The sequence below is a fragment of the Bradyrhizobium sp. genome (assembly GCF_035309285.1).
In the GTDB taxonomy this organism is placed as follows: Bacteria; Pseudomonadota; Alphaproteobacteria; order Rhizobiales; family Xanthobacteraceae; genus Bradyrhizobium.
This window is the reverse complement of record NZ_DATGFH010000045.1, coordinates 48,177-71,070: the sequence shown is the minus strand read 5'-3', so window position 1 is coordinate 71,070 and position 22,894 is coordinate 48,177. Positions and strand designations below refer to the sequence as shown.

General features: G+C 63.7%; 16 protein-coding genes and 1 pseudogene. 4 read left to right on the top strand and 13 right to left on the bottom strand.

Features of this window, described 5'->3' with window-relative positions; genetic code table 11:
* Positions 1 to 120: 120 nt before the first annotated feature.
* The 5 genes from VKR55_RS09890 to deoC form a co-directional block, all read right to left on the bottom strand.
* Positions 121 to 1,776 (bottom strand): type 2 periplasmic-binding domain-containing protein, encoded by a 1,656-nt coding sequence (locus VKR55_RS09890; RefSeq protein ID WP_324402336.1) that lies wholly within the window; start codon positions 1,774 to 1,776, stop codon positions 121 to 123.
* 99 nt (positions 1,777 to 1,875) lie between these two features.
* On the bottom strand, positions 1,876 to 2,811 hold the full coding sequence (locus VKR55_RS09885) for a ribokinase (RefSeq protein WP_324402334.1): 936 nt from the start codon (positions 2,809 to 2,811) through the stop codon (positions 1,876 to 1,878).
* A 2-nt stretch (positions 2,812 to 2,813) separates the two neighbouring features.
* On the bottom strand, positions 2,814 to 3,272 hold the full coding sequence (locus tag VKR55_RS09880; RefSeq protein ID WP_324402332.1) for an RbsD/FucU family protein: 459 nt from the start codon (positions 3,270 to 3,272) through the stop codon (positions 2,814 to 2,816).
* An 80-nt stretch (positions 3,273 to 3,352) separates the two neighbouring features.
* Positions 3,353 to 5,737, bottom strand: coding sequence for an aldehyde dehydrogenase family protein (locus VKR55_RS09875; protein ID WP_324402330.1), 2,385 nt, complete (start codon positions 5,735 to 5,737; stop codon positions 3,353 to 3,355).
* 6 nt (positions 5,738 to 5,743) lie between these two features.
* The gene (gene deoC, locus VKR55_RS09870) at positions 5,744 to 6,661 is read right to left on the bottom strand and encodes a deoxyribose-phosphate aldolase (protein ID WP_324402372.1); all 918 of its coding nucleotides are present in this window, start codon (positions 6,659 to 6,661) and stop codon (positions 5,744 to 5,746) included.
* Between the two features lie 358 nt (positions 6,662 to 7,019).
* Here deoC and VKR55_RS09865 point away from each other — a divergent pair, with 358 nt between their 5' ends.
* The gene (locus VKR55_RS09865) at positions 7,020 to 7,820 is read left to right on the top strand and encodes a DeoR/GlpR family DNA-binding transcription regulator (protein WP_324402328.1); all 801 of its coding nucleotides are present in this window, start codon (positions 7,020 to 7,022) and stop codon (positions 7,818 to 7,820) included.
* A gap of 86 nt (positions 7,821 to 7,906) precedes the next feature.
* On the opposite strand, the gene VKR55_RS09860 is transcribed toward VKR55_RS09865, so the two are convergent.
* The 3 genes from VKR55_RS09860 to VKR55_RS09850 all read right to left on the bottom strand — a co-directional run bounded on the left by VKR55_RS09860 (position 7,907) and on the right by VKR55_RS09850 (position 14,006).
* The gene (locus VKR55_RS09860; RefSeq protein ID WP_324402326.1) at positions 7,907 to 11,419 is read right to left on the bottom strand and encodes an error-prone DNA polymerase; all 3,513 of its coding nucleotides are present in this window, start codon (positions 11,417 to 11,419) and stop codon (positions 7,907 to 7,909) included.
* 150 nt (positions 11,420 to 11,569) lie between these two features.
* Positions 11,570 to 13,321: a Y-family DNA polymerase gene (locus tag VKR55_RS09855; RefSeq protein WP_414642330.1), complete on the bottom strand. Its 1,752-nt coding sequence runs from the start codon at positions 13,319 to 13,321 to the stop codon at positions 11,570 to 11,572.
* Positions 13,215 to 14,006, bottom strand: coding sequence for an ImuA family protein (locus VKR55_RS09850; protein WP_324402323.1), 792 nt, complete (start codon positions 14,004 to 14,006; stop codon positions 13,215 to 13,217). Before VKR55_RS09850 ends, VKR55_RS09855 begins: the two co-directional genes overlap by 107 nt.
* Before the next feature lie 192 nt (positions 14,007 to 14,198).
* On the opposite strand from VKR55_RS09850, the pseudogene VKR55_RS09845 reads away from it, so the two are divergent.
* Together VKR55_RS09845 and VKR55_RS09840 are read left to right on the top strand one after the other, a co-directional pair.
* A pseudogene (locus VKR55_RS09845) lies at positions 14,199 to 14,855 on the top strand (UdgX family uracil-DNA binding protein); the annotation flags it as partial.
* Positions 14,856 to 14,928: 73 nt separating this feature from the next.
* Positions 14,929 to 15,372, top strand: a complete 444-nt coding sequence (locus tag VKR55_RS09840) for an HIT family protein (protein ID WP_324402321.1) — start codon at positions 14,929 to 14,931, stop codon at positions 15,370 to 15,372.
* 339 nt (positions 15,373 to 15,711) lie between these two features.
* On the opposite strand, the gene VKR55_RS09835 is transcribed toward VKR55_RS09840, so the two are convergent.
* The 4 genes from VKR55_RS09835 to VKR55_RS09820 form a co-directional block, all read right to left on the bottom strand.
* Complete coding sequence (locus VKR55_RS09835; RefSeq protein ID WP_324402319.1) at positions 15,712 to 16,767, bottom strand: serine hydrolase; 1,056 nt, start codon at positions 16,765 to 16,767, stop codon at positions 15,712 to 15,714.
* Between the two features lie 933 nt (positions 16,768 to 17,700).
* On the bottom strand, positions 17,701 to 18,201 hold the full coding sequence (locus VKR55_RS09830; RefSeq protein ID WP_324402317.1) for a DUF1269 domain-containing protein: 501 nt from the start codon (positions 18,199 to 18,201) through the stop codon (positions 17,701 to 17,703).
* Positions 18,202 to 18,417: 216 nt separating this feature from the next.
* Positions 18,418 to 19,257, bottom strand: coding sequence for a class I SAM-dependent methyltransferase (locus VKR55_RS09825; RefSeq protein ID WP_324402315.1), 840 nt, complete (start codon positions 19,255 to 19,257; stop codon positions 18,418 to 18,420).
* Positions 19,258 to 19,267: 10 nt separating this feature from the next.
* Complete coding sequence (locus tag VKR55_RS09820) at positions 19,268 to 20,440, bottom strand: M20 aminoacylase family protein (RefSeq protein ID WP_324402313.1); 1,173 nt, start codon at positions 20,438 to 20,440, stop codon at positions 19,268 to 19,270.
* A gap of 143 nt (positions 20,441 to 20,583) precedes the next feature.
* Between VKR55_RS09820 and VKR55_RS09815 the strand changes: the two genes are divergently transcribed.
* Positions 20,584 to 22,209 carry a GMC family oxidoreductase gene (locus VKR55_RS09815; protein WP_414642328.1) on the top strand — a complete coding sequence of 542 codons (1,626 nt, stop codon included), beginning with the start codon at positions 20,584 to 20,586 and terminating at the stop codon, positions 22,207 to 22,209.
* Here VKR55_RS09815 and VKR55_RS09810 read toward each other — a convergent pair.
* Positions 22,201 to 22,869, bottom strand: a complete 669-nt coding sequence (locus VKR55_RS09810) for an HAD family hydrolase (RefSeq protein WP_324402309.1) — start codon at positions 22,867 to 22,869, stop codon at positions 22,201 to 22,203. The genes VKR55_RS09815 and VKR55_RS09810 overlap by 9 nt on opposite strands.
* Positions 22,870 to 22,894 lie beyond the last annotated feature (25 nt).

Sequence of the window (22,894 nt, the reverse complement as noted above, 5' to 3'; positions counted from 1 at the left end):
CATTAAGGTGGCACGCTGCGCGGATGGAGATACTTGATCTGTGGAGACTCGTGACGGAATCGCCGAAGAGGCTTCGGCTGGCGCCAAAGCGGCGCCAGCCGAAGATAACGTGGTGCTCAGCTACGCGCCGAACGAAGTCTTGTAGAGCGCGATCTGCTTCTCGCGGCCGAGCTGGTCGGTCAGCTTCTCCCACGCGGCAGCGATGTTGTTGGCGCCGGTCTGCGCGTCGCTCTTGCCCGCGAAGATCTTGGCGAGCTCGTCTTCGGCGAGACTGTAGTACTGGAAGATGCCCGGAATACGCGGCTCGACCGCCCGGTTCGGGTGATTGTAGGAGCCGAACTGCGAGTTCAGGTAGGACGTGATGTACTTCCGGTCATAACCCGCCTTCACCCATTCATCGATGTTGGAATGGCTTTGCCGGTGCACCTGGAAGCCGGATGGATACATCACGGTCCAGATCGACAGATCCTTGCCGCCGAGATGCGCCGCGGCACTCCAGGCCGCCTTGTGCTTTTTCTCGTCGCCATTGACCCGCGCCATGACGTAAATCCCCCAGCCGAGATAGGCGCAGTTCGGGGCATAGTTCGGGCCGCTGGCGAGCTTCTCCCATTTGCCGGTCTTGGAATTATAGACATCGTCCGAGCCCGGCAGGATGTCGAAGCCGACGACGTTGCCGATCACGGAGGTGTCGCTCGTTTGTGCCACTTCGCCGATGTCGCCCCACCAGGGGATCATCGCGCCGACGCCGGCCAGGAATTGCTGGAATCCGGTGGTGTTGGGATCGGCATTGAGCTGATCGGCTGGCTCCGACGGCAAGGCGTCGATGACGTCCTGGATGGCGCGGACCCACGCCGGGTTGTTGATGCGCGGCTTCATCGTGTCCACGTCGAACAGCCAGGCCTTGTCGCCCGGATGCTTGGCGTAGGCGGTCGCGCGGCTGCCGAGGAAATAGAAGCCGAAGCCGCCCCACGGTTTTGGCGCGTCGAGGTAGCCGTAGACGTTTTGTCCCTTGAACTTCTTGCCCTTGAGGAATTTTGTGACCGCCTGGACCTGCTGCCAGGTCTTCGGCACGCCCCACTCGCTCTTGTTGCCGGCGTCCTTCCATGCTTTCGCAAGCGCGGAATCGGAGAATATGTCGGTCCGATAGTTGAAGTTATGGCAGTCGCCGTCGATCGTGGTGCGATAGGTCTTGCCGTTCCAGGTCCCGACCGGCGGCTTGAGGTAATCGACGTAATCGTTGATGTCGATCTGCTTCTTGACCCAGTCCGGCATCTCCGAGGCCAGCCCCTTGCCAAAGACGTCGCCTTCGAACGGCGCGCCCATTTCGAGAACGTCGAAATCGACGGTGCCGGTCGCGATCGCCTGCTGCAGGCGCGGGTTGTAGTCGGCCTGCGCGAGATCGATCCAGGAAATCTTCGCACCCGTATACGCTTCCCACGGCTTGAGGAAGCCGCGGAACAGGAGGTTGTGCAGGTTCTGGTTGTTCAATCCCATGAACGAAAGTTCGACGCCCTTGAACTCACCTGCCTTGACGTTGGCCTTGGTCGGGCCGAGGCAAAGCTCTCCGACCTTCTGCCAGTCGGCATCGGTCGGGGCGCCCTTGCCGACGCCGGGGATCTGCAGGATTTTGGCGCGCAGGTCGCTCTGCGCCGCCTCGCCGGGATATGCGCTGAGAACGCCGGTGGTTCCCAAGGCGGCGGCGCCCGCCGCTCCCTTGAGGACGGTGCGCCGGCTGGGACGCATGGCCAAATGCTCGTCGTGCCCTTGTCGTTTCATCTTGTCATCTCCCTGTTGTGCCCGTTCGGGCTGCCTCACTGCTGTATGCCGGACAGGCGCACTCGTCTCTGAAGCGGTGCCCGTTCGGGTCGTTTCGCATCATAATAATGGCGAGGACCTCGCCAGCAATGCTTCGATCTCTCCGCGGCGCGGCATGGCCGGCGCCGTGCCGGGCCGCGTCACCGAAATTCCCGCTGCCGCCGAACCGAACCGCGCAGCGTCCAACGGACTGGCGCCCGCCGCAAGCGACGCCGCAAAGCCGCCGACGAAGGCGTCGCCAGCGCCGGTGGTCTCCACCACTTTGCCGGCCATGAACGGCGCGATGTGGACCGAGCGATCCTTTGCGTGAAACAGCGCGCCGCGCTCGCCGAGCGTGATCAGCGCGGTGCCCGCCCCCCTGGCCAGCAGCACGTCGCCGGCCCGGCGTGCGGAGTCGAGATCGCCGACCGCGATTCCGGTTAGCTTTTCCGCCTCGCTCTCGTTGGGCACGACATAGTCGCTCAGCGCCAGAAGCGCGCCGTCGAGTTCGATCGCGGGCGCCGGGTTGAACACCGTGATGGTGCCCGCGGCGCGGGCGATTTCGAGCCCACGGCGCGCGGCCGCCACCGGTTGTTCGAGCTGGGTGACGAACACCTTGCTCGCGCGGATCGCGTCAGAAGCTGCGTCGATGTCGGCTGCGCACAACTCCATGGCCGCGCCGGGCACGACGATGATGGCGTTGTCGCCCCGTGTCTCGTGGACATAGATGAACGCCGCGCCGGTCGAGGCCGATGCCTGAACTACGCGCGGCGTAATCCCGTCGGCCTTCCACGTCTTGAAGGCGAGTTCTCCAAATGTGTCGCTGCCGATACGCGAGATGAAGGTCACGCTTGCGCCCGCGCGCGCTGCGGCGACCGCCTGGTTCGAGCCCTTGCCGCCCGGCCCCACCGCGAAGGCGGAGCCCGCGATCGTTTCGCCGATCACGGGCAACCGGCCGGCGCGGAAGGCGAGGTCCGCGACGAAGATACCGAGGATGACGACGCCGTTCTTGTCCATGCTCAGCGACCTTCATCCGGCGGGATGACGCCCTTGGTGAAGAGGAAGCAGCCGTAGAAGCGGCGTTCGCCGGTCGCGATCACGCAATAGGCGGTCTTCGCCATCGCATAGAAGGCGTGGCGTTCGACGCCGACCAGCGGCCAGGATTTGCCTTCGGAACGGTCGATCGCGGCCTGAACCTCCGCCTGCACTGGCGGCACCTCCTTCGGCTTGTCGACGATCTCCATGCGGATCGCGGCGTCATCGACGAAGGTATCGAGCGGAAATACCGACAGCACCGCGCCAATCGCCCGAGCCGCGCTGACATTGTCGATGCGCAGCAATTTGCCGAGAACCGTCTGCCGCGCGATCGAATCAGCCGGGAAATTCGTGTCGCAGACGACCAGGCGATCGCCATGTCCCATCGCGCGCAAGGCGTAGAGCACGTCGGCATTGAGCAGCGGGTCGATCCTCTTCAGCATTTCTCCTCCCTTCGATTTTGTCTTTGTTCGCTCGGGGTTCTGGCAGCCCCGACCCAGCGTGTGGTCATCCAGCGCAGCGCCTAGTCTCCATAGGGAATCCAGATGTTCTTCACCTGTACGGCATGGCGAAGAAGGATGGCCCCTTCGCTCGCACGCCTGTCGTACCAGTCAATCATGAAGTCATGATCAACCAACGTTCGCTTGAGGTTGCCGGCCGAAAGCCGTTCCGCTGTCGCCGACGCCTCCTTCGAACCGAACACCCAGATCCCGTCGACGTCGTCGTGCTCGGCGAGCACCTTGACCAGACCCTCGCGCCGCCCGGTTACGATGTTGACGACGCCTGCCGGCACATCCGACGTCTCCAGCACCTGGTAGAAATCGGTCGCGACAAGAGGATGACTTTCGCTCGGAATCGACACGACTCGATTGCCCATGGCGATCAGCGGTGCGACGAGACTGACGAAGGCGAGCAGCGGTGCTTCGTCGGGGCAGGCGACGCCCACCACGCCGATCGGCTCGTGCATGGCGAGTGCCACGCCGCGCAGCGGCGGGGTGTGCACCACGCCCTCATATTTATCGGCCCAGGCGCCGTAGCTGAACAGCCGCGCGATGCTGGCGTCGACCTCGGCTTTTGCCTTTGCGTTTGCAATCCCGGTCATGGCAGCGATGCGGGCGGCGAATTCGTCGCCGCGCGCCGAAAGATTTTCGGCAAGGAAGTAGAGGATTTGGGCCCGATTGTGCGGCGTCGCCCGCGACCAGGCTTCGGCGGAGCGCGCCGCCGCCACCGCATTGCGGATGTCCTTCCGGTTGCCCTCGCCCACCTCGCCAAGCTGGCGGCCCTTCGGCGACAGCACGGCGCGTGCATAGTTGCCGTCGGGGCGAACCTGCTTGCCGCCGATGAAGAGCTTTGGCGTCCGGTCGAGCGGCGGCAGCTCGAACCCCGCCTTGTCGAGGGCAGGAGAGATCGGGCGCGCCTTCGGTCGCAACTTGCGTGCGCTCCATGCTTTCGGCTCGAGATATTCGTAGATGCCCTCACGTCCGCCTTCCCGGCCAAAACCGGATTCGCGATAGCCGCCGAAGCCGACGCCGGCATCGAAGAGATTGGTGGCGTTGACCCAGACCACGCCGGCCATCAGCTTCGGCGCGATATCGAGCGCAAGCCCGATGGTCTCGCTCCACACGCTCGCCGCGAGGCCGTACCGCGTGTTGTTGGCGAGCATCACCGCTTCGTCCGGCGTGCGGAAGGTCATCGCAACCAGCACTGGACCGAAAATCTCCTCAATCGCGACAGTCGACGATGGATGCACGTTCCACAGCAATGTCGGCGGATAGAACGAGCCTTCCTCGGGCAAGGGCGTCGCGGTCTGGTATTTCTGCGCGCCCTCCCTCACGCCGGCCTCGACCAGGGAACGGATGCGCTCGAGCTGCACGGGCGCGACAACCGCGCCCATGTCGATCGCCTTGTCGAGCGGCTGGCCGACGCGAAGCTTTTCCATCCTGCGGACCAGGCGTTTTCGAAAGGTCTCGGCGATGCCTTCCTGCAACAACAGCCGCGAGCCTGCGCAGCAGACCTGGCCCTGGTTGAACCAGATCGCGTCGACAACGCCTTCGACAGCGCCGTCAAGATCGGCATCGTCGAACACGATGAAGGGCGACTTGCCGCCAAGCTCGAGCGTCAGCGACTTGCCGGTGCCGGCGGTGGCCTGACGGATCAGGCGGCCAACCTCGGTCGATCCGGTGAATGCGATCTTGTCGATTCCGTGGTGATCGACGAGCGCTGCCCCAGTCGCGCCATCGCCGGTCACGACATTCAATACGCCGGGAGGCAATGCGGCTTGCGCGGCCAGTTCGGCGAACAACAAGGCCGTCAGCGAGGTGAATTCCGCAGGCTTCAGCACGACCGTGTTGCCGACCGCGAGCGCCGGTGCGATCTTCCACGCCAGCATCAGAAGCGGGAAATTCCAGGGAGTGATCTGGCCGATCACTCCGAGGGGCAGATGATCAGCGAGTTCCTGCTCCTGAAGCTGCGCCCATCCTGCATGATGGAGGAAATGACGCGCGGCAAGCGGAATGTCGAGATCGCGGGTCTCCCGCAGCGGCTTGCCGTTGTCGATCGCTTCCAGCACGGCAAAGAGCCGCGCGTGACGCTGGAGCATGCGCGCCAGCGCATAGAGATGGCGCGCGCGACCGTGACCGCCGAGCCGCTCCCAGAGCGGTTGGGCCTTGCGCGCGGCCGCGACGGCAGCGTTGATGTCGGCGCTCGATCCCTGCGCAAGGCTCGCCAGCGTCCTGCCCGTCGCAGGCTCGAAGGTCGGAAAATGCCCGCCGTCCGTCGGCGCGGTGAACGCGCCCGCGACGAAATGCCCGAATGTCGCGCCGTGCCCTTTCAGCCACGCCCGCGCCTCGCCATCTGCCTCGGGCGCCGGACCGTAGTCCAAAGTGTCATAATATCTGGCGACGCTCATGTCTCGCTAGCCCACGGGGTGACGGTTGAAGGCGGAGTAGCGGCCTGTGACATGATGTTCGAGCTGCCGCTCGATGTCCGCAAGCAGGCTCGAGGCGCCAATGCGGAACAGTTCGCGCTCGAGCCACTCGCGCCCCAGTTCCTCCTTCATGAGGTACTGGTAGGTGAGTGCATCCTTTGCCGTGGAGATACCGCCGGCCGGCTTGAAGCCGACCTTGTATCCGGTGCGCTCTTGATAAATGCGGATCATCCGCAGCATGGCGAGCGTCACCGGCAAGGTCGCGTTGACGCTCTCCTTGCCGGTTGAGGTCTTGATGAAATCCGCCCCCGCCATCATGCAGACCATCGACGCCCTCGCGACATTGCGAAGGGTCTTGAGATCGCCGGTTCCGAGAATCGTCTTCAGATGGACCTTGCCGCAAGCGGCGCGAAAATCCTTCACCTCGCGATAAAGGCCTCGCCAGTCCCCGCGCAGCACGTGTTCGCGGGTGATGACGATATCGATCTCCTTCGCGCCGGCCCTGACCGAAGCCTCGATCTCCTTCAATTTGAGATCGTGCGGCACGAGGCCTGCCGGGAATCCCGTGGAGACCGCGGCAACGGGAATGTCCGAACCCTTCAGGGCCTCGACCGCAGTTTCGACAAAGCGGTGGTAGACGCAGACGGCGCCGGTGTGCAGCGAACGATCAGCAAACCCCAGTTCCGCGAGGATGTCGGCACGAACCGGCACCCTCGCCTTGGCGCAGAGACGCTTCACGCGCTCGGCCGTGTCGTCGCCGTTGAGCGTCGTGAGATCGATGCAGGAGATCGCCTTCAGAAGCCAGCCCGCCTGCGCGTCGTTCTTGACCGTTCGACGGCCGGGCAACGTCGCGACGCGGCGTTCGACGGCCGAGAGATTCATGCGAATTTCATCGACCCAATCCATCTCGAGCGGGCGAACCTCGTTGCGGACGTGCGCGCCCGTCTCGACCGGTCCGAGCAGCGGGCGACCGTGCAGCGGCGTGGGCGATGGGTCCTGCATCAGCGCGCTGTGCGACATTCGACTGGCCTATCGTGCGTAGCACGCGCCCTATGCCGGTATTCGATGTTCGGATCAAAGCATCGGCCGGCCCGTGGATGCCGCGAGGGCATCGCCGCTGGAGACGTCGATGCGGCCGAGCACCGCTGATACTAGCGTCCAGGCGCATCCCCATGTTATTATCGTAACATCTTGTTGTGTGGATCATCACACCGTGTGAAACTATTGTCAACCGCGCACGCAGAGGCAGGGTTATTTGGCGAATATGGTCGAAAGTCCGAACGGAGCCGCAACCCAAGGCGACGCACGCGCCCAGCGCTTGCAAAAGCTCCGCCGCGCCATTTCCGAGCGAGGTACGCTGCATCTGAAGGACGCGGCCCAGCTTCTGAACATTTCGGAAATGACGGTCCGGCGCGATCTTGCCGCCTCCGACGCAACACTGGCCTGTCTCGGCGGCTATGTCGTGAACGCGGCCTCGCCGACCGCGGTCAAGTACACGCTCGAGCAGGAGATCGACCAGCACACGCAGGACAAGCGAATCGCCTGCCGCTTTGCCGCAGCCTCGATCAAGGAAGGCGACACGATCTTCATCGATTGCGGCACCACCATGCAGTCGCTCGCCGAGAGCCTGCCCGAGGGACTGCCGCTCTCGGTGATCTGCTATTCGATGAACGTCGCCTCCATCGTCACGCGGCGCCCCTCGACGCAGGTGATGCTGATGGGCGGGCTCTATCACTTGTCGTCGCAATCGTTTTCGTCGGACGAAGGCCTGTCCTATCTACGCAGGCTCGGAATCAACAAGGCCTTCATATCCGCAGGCGGCGCGCATCCGATCCGCGGCGCGAGCTGCTCGAATTTCCATGAGGTGGCGATCAAGCAGGCAGTCATTGCGGCCGCGATGGAAAACATCCTCGTGGTCGACGCGAGCAAGCTCGGCAGTCTGAAACCCGCATTCTTCGCCGACCTTGACGTCTTCTCGAAGATCATCGTCGGCGGCTCTGTCCCATGTGACTTGCGGAAACTGTTCAAGCATCAGGCGGTCGAGTACGTCACGCGGGCGGCCTGAATTGGCGCCAGCGCCGCCGCGTCGGTCAAGCGCTGGAAGCGCCCGTCAGGGCCGCACAATCGGCAATGTCTGCGAGGGTGTTCGTCTTAATGAAAATCCCTTGACGGCGGCAGCACCCGCACATTGCGCGGGTGACGGATTTTCTGCGCCGGCATATCGGGATGGTCGCGGCGGTCGTCGTTGAGCGGCTCGATCAGCGCCGGGCCCACCGGCACGGCTTCCTTGCGCAAGGCATCGTTGGCAAGCCCAATCAGGTCATGCGAGCGGTCGAACATCCGCTGCGCGACCAGATGCGTCACCTCCTCCGGGCTCGATTGGACATAGCCCTCGACCAGGATCAACCGCGCGCCCATCACCTCCTTGCGGAATTTCTCCATCACCTTCGGCCACACCACGACGTTGGCGATGCCGGTCTCGTCCTCCAGCGTCATGAACACCACGCCCTTGGCGCTGCCCGGCCGCTGCCGCACCAGGACAACGCCGGCGCAGCGGACCGAGCGCTTGTCGTTGCTATGCGAGACGTCGCGGCAGGGCACGACGCGCTCCTTGGCAAACATCGCGCGCAGGAACTGCATTGGATGTCCCTTCAGCGACAGGCGGATGGTCTGGTAGTCGGCGACGACCTGCTCCGGCAGCGGCATCAGCGGCAGCGGCTCTGCGTTCTCATCCGGCTGCTCGCGCGCAACCGCCGCCTCGAATAGCGGCAGCGGCACGTCGTCCGGGAGCCGCCTCACCACCCACAGCGCCTCGCGCCGGTCAAGCCCGAGCGAGCGGAACGCATCGGCATCCGCGAGCAGGATCAGCGCGCGCTTGGGCAAGGCGGTGTCGCGCGCGAAATCCTCGAGCGAGGTGAAGGGACGGCGCTTTCGCGCAGCGACGATGCGCGCGGCCCAGTCGTCGAGTTCGACACCGTCGTCGTTGCGGGGCGTCAAAATTTCTTCGTCATTCCGGGGCGTCAGGATTCCCTCTCCGTCGTCATTCCGGGATGCGCCGTAAGGCGCAGGCCCGGAATCCATAACCATAGCCGGTGGATATGGATTCCGGGCTCGCGACTTCGTCGCGCCCCGGAATGACGATTGAATTTGCTTCAACCTCTCCTCATCGGGGTCCGCCCAGGAAAATCCGTCGATCTGGCGAAAGCCGAGCCGGACCGCGCAATATTTTCCGCTCCCCTCCTCCAGCGTGTTCTGCGCGAAGCTATAGGACACATCGACCTCGCGCACCTCGACGCCGTTCTTGCGGGCGTCGCCGACGATCTGCGCCGGGGCGTAAAAGCCCATCGGCTGCGAGTTGAGGAGACCGCAGCAGAACGCGTCGGGGTGATAATGCTTCAGCCAGGAGGAGACATAGACGAGCTGCGCAAAGCTCGCGGCATGGCTCTCCGGAAAGCCATAACTGCCGAACCCCTTGATCTGGTCGAAGCAGCTTCGCGCAAACGCCGGATCATAGCCGCGTGCGACCATGTTGCCGACCAGCTTGGATTCATATTTGCCGATGGTGCCGAGGTTACGGAAGGTCGCCATCGAGCGGCGCAAGCCATTGGCCTCTTCGGCAGTGAACTTCGCCGCCTCGATCGCGATCCGCATCGCCTGCTCCTGGAACAGGGGCACGCCGAGAGTCTTGTGCAGCACCCGGTGCAGTTCGTCCGGCGGGCCATGCTCGGGCGATGGCGAGGGATAGCGCTCCGCCTCGACCCCGTTCCGCCGCCGCAAATATGGGTGCACCATATCGCCCTGGATCGGTCCGGGCCGCACAATCGCAACTTCGATGACGAGGTCGTAGAAGGTGCGCGGCTTCAGGCGCGGCAGCATGTTCATCTGCGCGCGGCTTTCGACCTGAAACACGCCGAGCGATTCACCCCGGCACAGCATGTCGTAGACTTTGGGATCGTCCTGCGGGATGGTCGCGAGCTTCCAGCGCTCGTCCTTGTGCTGGTCGATCAGGTCGAAGCATTTGCGAATGCAGGTCAGCATGCCCAGCGCCAGCACGTCGACCTTCATCATGTGCAGCGCGTCGACATCGTCCTTGTCCCATTCGATGAAGGTGCGGTCGTCCATCGCGGCATTGCCGATCGGCACATAGGTGTCGAGCCGGTCCTGCGTCAGCACATAGCCGCCGACATGCTGCGACAGATGGCGCGGAAATTCGATCAGCTCGGTGGCAAGCTCGACGGCGCGCACCACCATCGCATTCCTGGGATCAAAACCCGCCTGCTTCACCTGCATCTCGGAAAGGCCGTCGCCCCAGCTTCCCCACACCGTATCGGCGAGCGCCGCGGTAACGTCCTCGGTCAACCCCAGCGCCTTGCCGACATCGCGGATGGCGCTGCGCGGCCGATAATGGATGACGGTCGCGATGATCGCGGCGCGATGGCGGCCATAACGGCGGTAGACATACTGCATCACCTCCTCGCGCCGCGAATGCTCGAAATCGACGTCGATGTCGGGCGGCTCCAGCCGCTCCTTGGAGATGAAGCGCTCGAACAGAAGATCGACCTTGGTCGGATCGACCGAGGTGACGCCAAGCACGTAGCACACGGCGGAATTCGCTGCCGATCCTCTGCCCTGGCACAAAATGTCCTGCGAACGCGCGTAGTGAACGATATCGTTCACGGTCAGGAAATAATGCGCGTATTTCAGCTCGGCGATGAGGTCGAGCTCCTTGCGCAGGGTGGCGCGGAGATTGTCGTTGATTCCATCCGGAAAATATTTTGCAACACCAGCCCAGGTCAGGTCTTCCAGATGCTGCTGCGCTGTCTTGCCCGGCGGCACCGGCTCGTCCGGATACTGGTATTTCAACTGGTCCAGCGAGAAATCGATGCGGTCCGCAAAGCGCAGGGTTTCCGATAAAGCGTCCGGAAAGTCGCGGAACAGCCGCGCCATTTCTTCCGCAGGCTTGAGATGCCGCTCGGCATTGGCCTGAAGCTTGGTGCCGATCGCCTCGATCGTGGTCTTCTCGCGGATGCAGGTGAGCACGTCCTGCAGCGGCCGGCGCGCGGGATGATGGTACAGCACCTCGTTGGTTGCGAGCAGCGGCACCTGGGCTGAAAGCGCGAGGCGATGCAACTGCGCGAGCCTGCGCCGGTCGTCGCCGCGATAGAGCAGGCTGACGGCAAGCCACACGCCGTCGGCGCCGCTTTGCTTCAAGCGATCCAGGATGTTTGACGCGGCTGCCGTGTCAAAGCGATGCGGCAAAGTGAGGACGAGAAGCTGGCCTTCGGCAAATTCCAGAAGGTCATCGAACTTGAGATGGCATTCGCCCTTCTCGATCCGGTCGGCGTCGCTGCCGCGCTTGCCGCGGGTCAGCAACTGGCACAGCCGGCCATAAGCCGCGCGGTCACGTGGGTAGACGAGAATATCCGGCGTGCCGTCGAGAAAGACGATGCGCGCACCGATCAGGAGCTTTGACTTGTGCTTCACCTCGGGGTTCTCGAGCTCGCTATGGGCGCGCACGACGCCGGCGAGCGTGTTGTGATCGGCGATGCCGATCGCGGCGAGGCGGAATTCACTGGCCTGATGCACATAATCCTGCGGATGCGAGCCGCCGCGCAGGAAGGAGAAATTGGTGGTGATGCCGATCTCGGCATAAGGGATGGTCATGCCCAACTCCCGCAGTCCATCGTCATTGCGCGTTGTCATTCCGGGGCGCGTCGAAGACGCGAGCCCGGAATCCATAACCCCCGATTATGGTTATGGATTCCGGGCCTGGCCCTTCGGGCCATCCCGGAATGACGATCTGGTATTGATCCGTCATGCGAACAGCCCATGCACGAACCAGTTGGCGGGCGTTGGATTGCCCTCCCCATCCCGCAGCTCGCTCTCGTAAAGACCGTCGCGGAAAATCCAGAAGCGCAGTCCCTCGGCATCCTCGACGCGGAAGTAGTCGCGCGTCAGCCGCTTGCCGTCCTGCTTCCACCATTCCATGGCGATGCGCTCGGGTCCCTCGACCCGCACCACCGCATGCAGCGCACGGCGCCAGGTGAAATGATGTGGCGGACCATCGGGGACTGTGGCCAGCGGCACCTTGATCGGCTCCGGCCGGTCGAACAGGCGAAGCGGTCTTAAAGGAGGCTCGCCTTGCGCGCGCGCCGGCCAGTCGGCGGACGTCGAAGCCGCCAGATGCTGCTGCGCGGGGGCAGGCAGCGCCGCGCGCTCCGGAATATGGGTGTCCTGCGGCAGGTGCACGACCACGCGCTTTCCGCCGATCCGCGCCGCAATGCGGTCGATCAGGGCGGCCAATTCGTCATTGTCATGCACGTGGCTGTCGAGATCGTGCTGCTGCTGCACGACGATCTCGGTGCGGCTCGCCGAGAGGCGGATCAGGTCGAAGCCGAAGCCGGGATCGAGGGGATCGCTCAAGCTGTCCAGCCGCTCCCTGAACAGGCGGTCGATGATCGCAGCGCGCGTCACCGCCTGCCCGGTGTCGACTTCAAGCGTGCGCACCACGCCGTCGGTCCGGAAGAAGCTCGCCTCCAGCCGCCGCGCGCCCTTGCCCTGCTTCTCCATCGAGGCGACCAGCGTGGCAGCGAGCCGCGACAGCGTCGCCGCGATCACGTTTTCGGTTGCGACCGGCTCGGCAAAGCGCTGCTCGACAATGTAATCCGGCAGCGGTTTGCGCGGACTGATCGGCGCATCGCCCTGCCCCAGCGCCTGCTCGAGCCGCGTGGTGAAGGCCGCACCAAAGCGCGCGGTGATCTCGTGGCGGGCGCGAGAGGCGACATCGCCGATGGTTTTCAAGCCGGCGCGGCGCAAGCCGTTGATGATGATATCGCCGGCTCCAAGCGCGAACACCGGTAGCGGACCGACCGCCTCAGCCTCCGCGCCGTCGGCAATGATATGGCCATGGACATGGCGGTTCATGGTCCGCGCGCAGACCGAGGTCGAAGCAATCGCTGCACTGACGGAAAAGCCTTGCGTGGTCAGTGCGTCGCAGAGTTGCCGCAGGATCGCGGCCTCGCCGCCGAACAGATGGGCGCAGCCGGTGATGTCGAGGAACAGGCCATCCGGCGCATCGAGCGCGACCAGCGGCGTGAAGCGGTCGCACCAGTCGGCGATGTTATCAAGCGTTCTCGCATCCGCCGCCGGGTCCGCGTCGTACACCTGCAGATGCGGACAGATGGCGCGGGCATTGGCGAGCGGCAGCCCGACGGTGAGGCCATAGCGCGCCGCCGCGTCGTCGAGGGAATAGATCACCAGCGCATTGTTGTCCTTGGCGACGACGACGCAAGGGATCTCTCTTTTCACCTCTCCCGCTTGCGCGCCTGTCTCATTCCCTCCCCCCTTGCGGGGGAGGGCCAGGGAGGGGGGTAGCCGCGAACTCCGGCGCCCGGGGCTACCCCCCTCTCCAGCTCTCCCCCGCAAGGGTGGAGAGAGCCCACCGTCCGTGTTGCGAGAGTTAACCTGCCCGTCTTCGTTCAATAGAAGCGTCCGCTTGATGCGGTCGATGGGCAGGCGTGGCAGCCACAGGCTGAGGATCCGTCGCTTCGCTGAAAAGGCACTCATCACATTTCCATTCCATGATCCAGCGCCCGGTCGGGCCATGACGGTTGCGGATGAGTTGCGCGTCAAAACACGGCGCGCCCCACCCATTCCAAAGCGCTTGCGGTGGCGAATGCGCCGCACGCACGATCCATCGCGTCTCGGCGGTCGAAGGCTCCGGCGCTGCTGCGATCCGCAGCAGCAATCCGGTGACGCCTGAGGCTTGCGCGGCGAGCGTCAGCTTGCGGCTCGCGACAAGGTCGAGCTGCCGCGCCTGCCCCCAGACTTCCAGCACCACGGCCCCCAGCGCATCGCAGACGAGCGCATCGGCCGCCGTGCGCAGCGCGCTCTCGACATCAAAAGCGCGCACGGTGACGAGACAGCGCGGATCGAGACCGAGCTCGGACAATCCGCTCATCGACAGCGCGCCCATCTCGAGATCGCAAAAATCCTGCCGCACCCAGACCAGCGGCCGCCGCGCCGTCACGCGCCCCGCCAGTCCCGCGATGAAGCCGGTCGCGGCTGCGCTCTGATGTCCTTCCGAAAACACCTCATGCACACAGGCCGTCGCAAGCCCGCCGCGCAACACCGCATCGACCTCGGCATGACCGAGCGCCACATGATGTGGCTGGACTGCCCCGTCCGCCGTCTCGATCCGCTCGATGCGCCCGCGCAAGGTCGCAAGCGTGCTCATGCGTGCGCCCCTCATGCGCCGCGTCCTCTCAATTCGATTGGAGCCGTCCTGAATTTTAAAACCAGGAGCTGGCTCATTTGTTCATGATATGTTCTAATATAAAGCCAACAACGCCCGGAGAGTCAATCGGGATCACACGATCTGTTTTTCGTCAGCAATCCCAATGACTTCAAAGGAACCCTGAACGCTCTGCCTGATTGGCAGAGGCAACAGCGCCGATCAGCCCTCGATAACCTCAAGGACAATGCCATGACCACACGCCCCTCACTTGAGACATTACGCGAAGACGCTTCCTCCTGCCGCGCCTGCCCGCTCTGGAAGGACGCCACCCAGACCGTGTTCGGCGAAGGCCCGGCCCACGCGCCGATCATGCTGATCGGCGAGCAGCCCGGCGACAAGGAAGACCTCGCCGGCCATCCCTTTGTGGGGCCAGCCGGGCAGATGCTCGACCGTGCGCTCGAGGAAGCCGGCATCGATCGCGACAAGGCCTACGTCACCAACGCGGTCAAGCACTTCAAATTTTTTCCGCGCGGAAAATTCCGCCTGCACCAGAAGCCGGTCACCCCTGAGATCAACGCCTGCCGGCCCTGGTATCAGCGCGAGCTCGCCGCGATCAATCCGGCGCTTGTCGTCGCATTGGGCGCAACCGCAGCCCAATGCGTGTTCGGCAAGATCACGCCGATCAACAAGAACCGCGGGCGGTTGATCGACCTCGATGATGGACGCCATGCGCTGGTGACGGTGCATCCGTCCTACCTGCTGCGATTGCCCGACGAGGCGGCCAAGGCGCTCGAGTATCGGCGCTTTGTCGACGATCTGAAAATCGCAGCAGAACGGCTCAGAACGTCGGCACGCGCCGCGTGAGCTACGCATTTGCAAAGAAACAATTCTCGTCACAGATTGTCCGACGAAAAGAAACTGCCGTGGGGCGTCTGCCATGAGCCATGAATGCCTGTTTTGCCGGATCGCGCGCGGCGAGATTGCCTGTCATGCCGTCTATGAGGGCGACGCGATCCTGGCCTTCCTGGATATCCACCCCATTCGACCCGGCCACACGCTGATCATCCCGCGCGAGCATTATCCCTGGTTCGAGGACCTGTCGGCCACTGTTGCGACTGACATCACCACCCTCGCACAACGCCTCGCTCGGAACTTGAAAGCCATTTACCGCGTCGAGCGCGTCGCAATGGTCTATGCCGGCATGCATGTGCGCCACGTCCACGCGCATGTCGTCCCGATCCACCATGCCCACGACATCACGTCGGCCAGCTATTTGAAGGACGGCCTCGATGGTTTCTCGATGCCTCCCTCTCCTCCCGCGCAAGAGCTTGAGGAGACCGCGAAGGAGCTGAGAGAGCGGCTCGCGCCGCGCGCGCCATAAGCCGGTGCGTCACGTCCGGCGCTGTTGAATGCGCCGCCGTCGAACACGAAACCGCAATGACGTGTGCGCATGAGGCTCTGCAACCAGCGCCGATCACCGTCGATCACCTGCGAGTCGCGCAAAGTTCATTTCGAGCGTTTGGGGGCATGAGCGCGACCGAGGGGCCCACATACCAGGCCCCGCGGCGATCCCGACGAGCGCCGAGCCAGGCTGAGGAATAGGCCTCCTGGAAGGGCCGATGGCGGCGATCGGCGCGTTCATGCATGAGCGCGCCCCGCTTATTCGCCGTCGAATAAAGCGCTGCGGCACTGTTCGACCGCGGCGTGGCGGCGCGCGCAGCTATCGCGACAGCGCCGGCAACACCTGATAGCGCGCGTTTTCGTGCGGGAAATTGCCGCGATTGGCGAGCAGGACAATGCCGATCTTTTTCGCCGGCACGAGCCCGATGTAGCCCGAGGCGTTGTTGAGACCGGCCGGTTTGTCGATGATCTCGACGCCGTCGAAATGGACCGTTTCCCAGGCCATCGCCTGCCCGAACTTCTCGCTGACACGAAACGCTTCGCGCGTCGTCATCTGCAAGGCGGCGCGCAACCGAGGATCAACGCCCTCGCCGTCGAGACAAGCCGCGACGAAGATCGCAAGATCGTGCGCCGACGAGAACATCTGGCCGGTCCCGGGGAAATCGAAATAGCTCTGCTGGCCGCCCGGCGGGCCGATGGCTGTGCCCTGATCCGAATAACCCTGCACCGTTTCCTGCAGCAGTTCCGCCGGCATGATCGCGCGGTTGTCGAGCCTGCGCTCGGGCAGGAACGTCGCATGCATCGCAAGTGGCTTCAGGATGCGGCTTGCGATCAATTCGCGGATCGGCAGGCCGTAGCGGCGCTCGAGCACAAGCTGGAGCAGCACGTAGCCGGCGTGGGTATAGATGCGCTGCTTGCCCGGCGCTTCGCCCGCTTGCGGCGTCCAGGCGTTCAACATCGAAAGGAACTGGGCCAGCGTGTAGGAATCATTCGGCCAGGGCGGATGATCGGTCGGAAGCAGAAGTCCGGACGTATGCGTGACAACCTGACCAATCGTGACGCGGCCGAGATAATCGCCGTGGAGCTCCGGCACGTATTTGGTGACGGGATCATCGAGGCTGAGCTCGCCGCGCACCACGCCAAGCGCGACCAGCGTTGCCTCGAACAGCTTGCGCAGCGAAGCGAGGTTGAACAGCGTATCCGACGTGATCGCGCGCTTGGTGACTTGGTCGGCAAACCCGTAGTTGAAGAACCGGGTCTGCCCCGCGGTGTAGACGGCAACCGCCAGTCCGCCCGCATCGCTGGCCGTGGCGTGAGATGCAAGGTGAGCGGCGACGAGATCTCGAATCCTGGCGTCCATATCGTCGTCGGCCATCGCGGGCGGCATTGTGGCTGACCAGAATGCAAACGCAATAATGAAAGTCGCCGCGCAGGCGTGACACAACGATTTCATCGAAGCGACGGCCCCTTTGAAGCTGCGGCCATTGCCCGGCCGTCGCGCCGCACGCGCAAAGGCCGCAGCGGTCGCCCGCGCAAGAGGCAGGCGAACGCGCCGTCGCGTCAACCCGTCGGCACCACACGTTCGCTTGATGAAACGGCGCTACGGGCGCGCATTTCACAAGCGAGCGCTATCACATGGCGTTATCCGACTGTTGTGCGAGCCCACACCGGTCCGTGGGCAGGGTTCATCTGACCCTATCAGGCAGCGGTCGCGGACGCTGGGTTCCCGGCCGACCTGGGATTCCCGGCCGACGTGGCCTCGGCGGACGAACTACTGGGCGGTGGCCTGGCCGTCGCCACCCGTGCCACCCGGCTGGACCACCCCAGCCGAGGCCGCGCCTCCTGCTATAGCCACACCAGTACCAGCCGCCGCCCCGCCATCCGGCGTTGTACCAACAGTAACGCCGGCCTCTCCAAGAGAATTGAACAGTTTCCGTAAGACGAAGCTGATCGGCAGCCTCACGTAAGGCCAGCGGAGCTGTGACAACGTTGGCTTGCGAACGGCCGCAAGTCGTCACAACCGCCGCCGAAGCAGCCGCAATGGCGAGCACGCATAAAGTCAATTTTCGCATGATTTCCCCCTCGCTCTTGACTGCGCAGAAAGGCAATCGGCTGAGTGACCGCAGAGCCGCGGGCTGCAGCCGACCTTTCTCGCAGGCTATCTGGTTCAAGAAACAATACCGCCGCGCACTGACCCGACGCGTTCTGCAGAACCGCAGCATGATCGGCTGCAAGACGATCGGGCCACTGCCGGGACAGCGCAGGGCGATGGTTTGTTTGGCTCTAACGTCGGACTTGCCTCACGCCGCTAGGCAGCCTTGGGCTGAGCTGCGGCTGCGAGCATGTCGCGCAGATACTGCTCTTTCTTTTCATCGAGCGAGGTCTTCAGGACCGTCCCTCCCGCATCCTTGATTTCATTGAGAACCTTGTCTGCAGTCATGCTTTGGATCAGCAAGAACAGAACGGCGTCTCCCGATTTCACCTTCGACGCGAGATCCTTCATGAACTGATCTCTGATACCGAAATCGGTCATCGCGCCGCTCAATGCGCCGGCACCGGCACCGAGAGCCGCGCCGATGAGAGGATTCAGGAACACCATCCCCAACAGCAGACCCCACAAGCTTCCGCTTGCGGCGCCGGTCATCGTCGTGTTCACAAGTTGATTGAGTTTTACAGTGTCCCCTGTTTTGACCGCGATCACGGCATCATTGATCGTGATCAGATACTCGTTCTGGAGCTTGAGTATTTTCTGACGAACTTCCTCTGCTTTGGCTTCGGATGGGTACACGATCGCGACAAGATCTGACATCGAACGCTCTCCTGTAACGACTTGAAGTGCTGCCCCTGATCACCGCGCTGGATACTCGCGCCCCAAAATTTAACACAGACGCGAAAGTCCCTTTCCGGTTAATCAGACCCGCGTGTTCACAATTGGGAGATGCTTTGAAGTCTTGGTGCAATCAATTGAGTAAGCGCGATTGTCGTAAGTGTTCAAACAAGGCACGCTGGAAACTTGTCTGCCGGCTCAAGCCGGCTTTTGACCTGCAAAACGGCCGCCGCCGAGGACGGCCTCGTTCACCAGATCGACAAATCGGACATAGCTTTCATAAAATGCGTCATAACCGGCCGCTGTCCCTGCGGCTTGCGTGTCCTCGCGAAGTTTTTGATACATCGCGAGCCGAGCCTTAAGGATCTCGCTCCATTCGCGGGTCAGATCCTCGACCGGGCTCACGACAAAGCCGGCTCGGCCCACAAGTTCGGCGTAGGTCGGCAGATCGTAGAGATCGGTCACCGCCATGCCCTGCCACATCAACGCGCGATCGGCATCGGACAGAGGACGATGAGCCACCCAATCGGTGAAGACGATGCGGCCGCCCGGCTTCAGAATCCGATAGGCTTCCGCGAGCGAGCGCCTCTTGTCCGGCACATGAAGCAGCGCTTCCTGGCTGACGACCACATCGACGCTACGCGTGGCCAGCGGAACCTGCATCACATTGCCTGCAACGACGCGCACCTTGTGTTGCAGGCCGACGCGCCGGGTCAGCTCCTCAGCACCTCTTACCCTGGCCGGCGTCAGCTCGATACCGGTGACGTCGGCGCCAAAGCGGTGAGCGAAATAGCGTGATGGTCCACAGAGGCCAGCGCAAAAGTCGGCAACGCGGGTCCCTTCGCCAATTCCCGCCCGCTCTGCCAGCGCGTCGTTTGCAGCGAGCCCGCCGTAATGATCCTGATCGTGCGCAAATAGCTCGTCCGGGGTCAAGCGGTCCAGATGGCCCCGGGCTGCCTTCAGCTTCGCGAGAATGATCTCGCACGAAATCGGATGACGCTCGTAGAAGTCGATCGCCGAGCGAATTTCGACGGTCACGCCAGGTCGCTCACGCCGCGAGCGTGTTCTCGACCAGCTTGATCCAGTAGGAGGTGCCGTAGACGATCGCCTCGTCGTTGAAATTATAGGCGGGATGATGCAGGCCGGCGCTGTCGCCATTGCCGCAGAAGATGAACGCGCCGGGCCGCGCTTCCAGCATGTAGGAGAAATCCTCCGCGCCCATCATCGGTTGGGTGTCATGCACGTTGGCGTCGCCCGCGACCTCTCTCGCCACCTGCGCCGCAAGCTCGGTCTGCGCGGCATGATTGACGGTGACGGGATAGCCGTACTCGTAAGCGAGGTCGATTTTGGCGCCGGTGATTTGCGCGATGCCGGCGCAGACTTCATGCATGCGCTTCTCGATCAGCGCCATCACCTCGCGGGTCAGCGTGCGCACGGTGCCGCGCAGCACGGCGGTCTGCGGGATGACATTGCGGGCGTTGCCGGCATGGAATTCGCAGATCGAGATCACGGCGGAGTCGAGCGGGTCGACATTGCGCGCGACGATCTGCTGCAAGGCGCCGATGAGCTGCGTGCCGACCATCACCGAGTCGATGCATTTATGGGGGCGCGCCGCATGCCCGCCGTGGCCTTCGATCTTGATGTCGACGGAGGCAGTCGAGGCCATGATCGGACCGGGGCGGATCGCAAACGAGCCGATCGGAATGCCCGGGCCGTTGTGCATGCCATAGACCTGCTCGATACCGAACCTGTCCATCAGGCCATCCTTAAGCATCGCAGCCGCACCCGCGCCGCCCTCTTCCGCCGGCTGAAAGATCACGACCGCTTGGCCCGCGAAATTCCGCGTCTCGGCGAGATAGCGCGCCGCGCCGAGCAGCATCGCGGTGTGGCCGTCATGGCCGCAGGCGTGCATCTTGCCGGCCGTCTTGGAGGCATAGGGCAGATTGGTCGTCTCCTCGATCGGCAGCGCGTCCATGTCGGCGCGGAGCCCGATCACCTTGATCTCGCCGCGGCCGCCCGGCTTCTTGCCCTTGATGACGCCGACCACCCCGGTTTTGCCGAGGCCCGTGGCGACCTCGTCGCAGCCAAACTCCCGCAGCCGGTCCGCCACGAATGCTGCAGTGCGATGCACATCGTAGAGCAATTCCGGATGCTCATGGATGTCCCGGCGCCAGGCCTGGATCTCGGGTTGCAGATCGGCGACGCGATTGACGATGGGCATGGGACATCTCGGCTTTATCAGGGTTGTTGTTCCATTCTCTCTAGCACGCAAACTGCATTTGACCCAACCCTCCCGCGCCGGCGCTGTACAGCGGCGGCGCGCAGGGCTATGGCCATGGAAAAATGGCGCGCGGCGAGGACGTTATGAAAAGGCTTGAAGGTGATTTCGACTATGTCGTCGTCGGCGCCGGCACGGCCGGCTGCATCGTCGCCAACCGCCTCTCGGCTGATCCCAAGAAGCGTGTGCTGATCCTGGAGGCTGGCGGCTACGACAACTGGATCTGGTTTCACATCCCGGTCGGCTATCTCTTTGCGATCGGCAATCCGCGCTCGGACTGGATGTTCAAGACCGAGGCCGAGCCGGGCTTGAACGGCCGCGCGCTCAACTATCCCCGGGGCAAGGTGATCGGCGGCTGCTCTGCCATCAACGCCATGATCTCGATGCGCGGCCAGGCCGCCGATTATGATCACTGGCGCCAGCTCGGACTTACCGGCTGGGGCTATGACGACGTGCTGCCGGCGTTCCGGCGGCTGGAGGATCATTTCCTCGGGGAAAGCGAGCATCACGGGGCCGGCGGCGGCTGGCGCATCGAGGCGCCACGGCTGTCCTGGACCATCCTGGATGCAGTCGGCGACGCCGCGCAGGAAATGGGGATCAGGAAAATCCCCGACTTCAACACCGGCGACAATGAGGGCGTGAGCTATTTCCACGTCAACCAGAAGCGCGGCCGGCGCTGGTCGTCGGCGCGCGGCTTCCTCAAGCCGGTGTTGAACCGGCCCAACCTGCGGCTCGAGACCAATGTGATGGTCGACCGCTTGCTTGTGGAGAACGGCCGCGCGGTCGGTGTCCGCTTCACGCAGAACGGCGAGACCATCGAGGCCCGAGCCAGGGGTGAGGTGATACTCTGCGCTGGCGCGATCGGCTCGGTGCAGGTGCTGCACCGCTCCGGCATCGGTCCGGGCGAATGGCTGTCCCCGCTCGGCATCGACGTGGTGCTTGATCGCGGCGGCGTCGGGCGCAATCTGCAGGACCATCTGCAGCAGCGCGCGATCTACAAGGTGAGCGGCGTGCGCACACTGAACGAGACCTATTACTCGCTACCGCGCCGCGCGCTGATGGGCCTCGACTATGCATTCCGCCGCCGCGGTCCCCTCACCATGGCGCCGTCGCAGCTCGGCATCTTCACGCGCTCGGATGCGAGGCGCGCGCGCGCCAACATCCAGTTCCACGTGCAGCCGCTGTCGCTCGACAAGTTCGGCGATCCCCTGCATCGGTTTCCCGCAATCACGGTGAGCGCCTGCAATCTGCAGCCGACCTCGCGCGGCACAATTCGGCTGCGCTCGGCGAAGGCGGACGAGAAACCCGCGATCGCGCCGAATTATCTCGCAACCGATGAGGATCGTCAGGTCGCGGCGGACGCGATCCGCACCACGCGGCGGCTGATGAAGCAGAAGGCGCTGGCAAAATATCGGCCGGAAGAGTTCCTGCCCGGTCCCTCCGTCGGCGATGACGATGCCTCGCTTGCGAAAGCTGCCGGCGACATCGGCACCACCATCTTCCATCCGGTCGGCACCGCGAAGATGGGGACGGCCAACGATCCCGCCGCGGTGGTCGACGAGCGATTGCGTTTCTACGGCCTTGGTGGCCTGCGCGTCGTCGACGCCTCGGTGATGCCGACGATCACCTCCGGCAACACCAACACGCCGACCGCCATGATTGCCGAGAAAGGCGCCGGCATGATTCTGGAGGACGCGCGCCAGCTATCTTGAAAGGAGATCGCTGACGATTCGTTCTACCTCGACATAGTCCGTCGCCAGATGATGGGCACCAGCCTCCTTGAGCGTTGCGGCATGACCAGCGCGAATGTGTCCGGCGGCGAGCAGCCCGATCACCGTGGCGCCCGCCGCCCGTCCCGCCATGACGCCGCTGGCGCTGTCCTCGATGACAATGCAGTCGCGGGTCGGCACTCCGATTTCAGCCGCCGCATACAGGAAAATGTCCGGATGCGGCTTGCCCCGCGCAACGGCGGAAGCGCTGAACACCCGGTTTTCAAACAGTTTCGTCATCTCAAGAACCTCAAGACAGACGGCGAGCCGGTCGGGTGATGACGACGATGCAATGCAGCGGGACACGTCGGCAAATCTTGCGATGAACTCACGCACGCCGGCAATGGGTGCAAGCTCTTTCCTGAACCGCTCCAGCGTCCGGCCCTGAAACTGGTCGTTGAATGACTGAGGCAGCGCCCGGCCAACCGCTTTCTCGATCGCAGCGATCACTTCGAGGAAGCGCTTGCCCATGTAGTCGCGATAGGCATCCTCGACCGTTGTCGGCACGCCCAATTCGGTCACGATTTCGGCAAGCACGGTGTTGGACAGCACTTCGCTGTCCGCGATGACACCGTCAAAATCGAAGATGATTGCGCGGGCCATCAGTTTTAGCTCACCTCAGCCTGCG

Coding starts and splice junctions, on each gene's coding strand:
- VKR55_RS09880 (WP_324402332.1), bottom strand. CDS start 3,272: ATGCTGAAGAGGATCGACCCGCTGCTCAATGCCGACGTGCTCTACGCC.
- VKR55_RS09865 (WP_324402328.1), top strand. CDS start 7,020: ATGGTCGAAAGTCCGAACGGAGCCGCAACCCAAGGCGACGCACGCGCC.
- deoC (WP_324402372.1), bottom strand. CDS start 6,661: ATGGATTGGGTCGATGAAATTCGCATGAATCTCTCGGCCGTCGAACGC.
- VKR55_RS09830 (WP_324402317.1), bottom strand. CDS start 18,201: ATGTCAGATCTTGTCGCGATCGTGTACCCATCCGAAGCCAAAGCAGAG.
- VKR55_RS09810 (WP_324402309.1), bottom strand. CDS start 22,869: ATGGCCCGCGCAATCATCTTCGATTTTGACGGTGTCATCGCGGACAGC.
- VKR55_RS09850 (WP_324402323.1), bottom strand. CDS start 14,006: ATGAGGGGCGCACGCATGAGCACGCTTGCGACCTTGCGCGGGCGCATC.
- VKR55_RS09855 (WP_414642330.1), bottom strand. CDS start 13,321: ATGAGTGCCTTTTCAGCGAAGCGACGGATCCTCAGCCTGTGGCTGCCA.
- VKR55_RS09860 (WP_324402326.1), bottom strand. CDS start 11,419: ATGACCATCCCTTATGCCGAGATCGGCATCACCACCAATTTCTCCTTC.
- VKR55_RS09875 (WP_324402330.1), bottom strand. CDS start 5,737: ATGAGCGTCGCCAGATATTATGACACTTTGGACTACGGTCCGGCGCCC.
- VKR55_RS09820 (WP_324402313.1), bottom strand. CDS start 20,440: ATGCCCATCGTCAATCGCGTCGCCGATCTGCAACCCGAGATCCAGGCC.
- VKR55_RS09890 (WP_324402336.1), bottom strand. CDS start 1,776: ATGAAACGACAAGGGCACGACGAGCATTTGGCCATGCGTCCCAGCCGG.
- VKR55_RS09840 (WP_324402321.1), top strand. CDS start 14,929: ATGAGCCATGAATGCCTGTTTTGCCGGATCGCGCGCGGCGAGATTGCC.
- VKR55_RS09815 (WP_414642328.1), top strand. CDS start 20,584: ATGAAAAGGCTTGAAGGTGATTTCGACTATGTCGTCGTCGGCGCCGGC.
- VKR55_RS09835 (WP_324402319.1), bottom strand. CDS start 16,767: ATGGCCGACGACGATATGGACGCCAGGATTCGAGATCTCGTCGCCGCT.
- VKR55_RS09885 (WP_324402334.1), bottom strand. CDS start 2,811: ATGGACAAGAACGGCGTCGTCATCCTCGGTATCTTCGTCGCGGACCTC.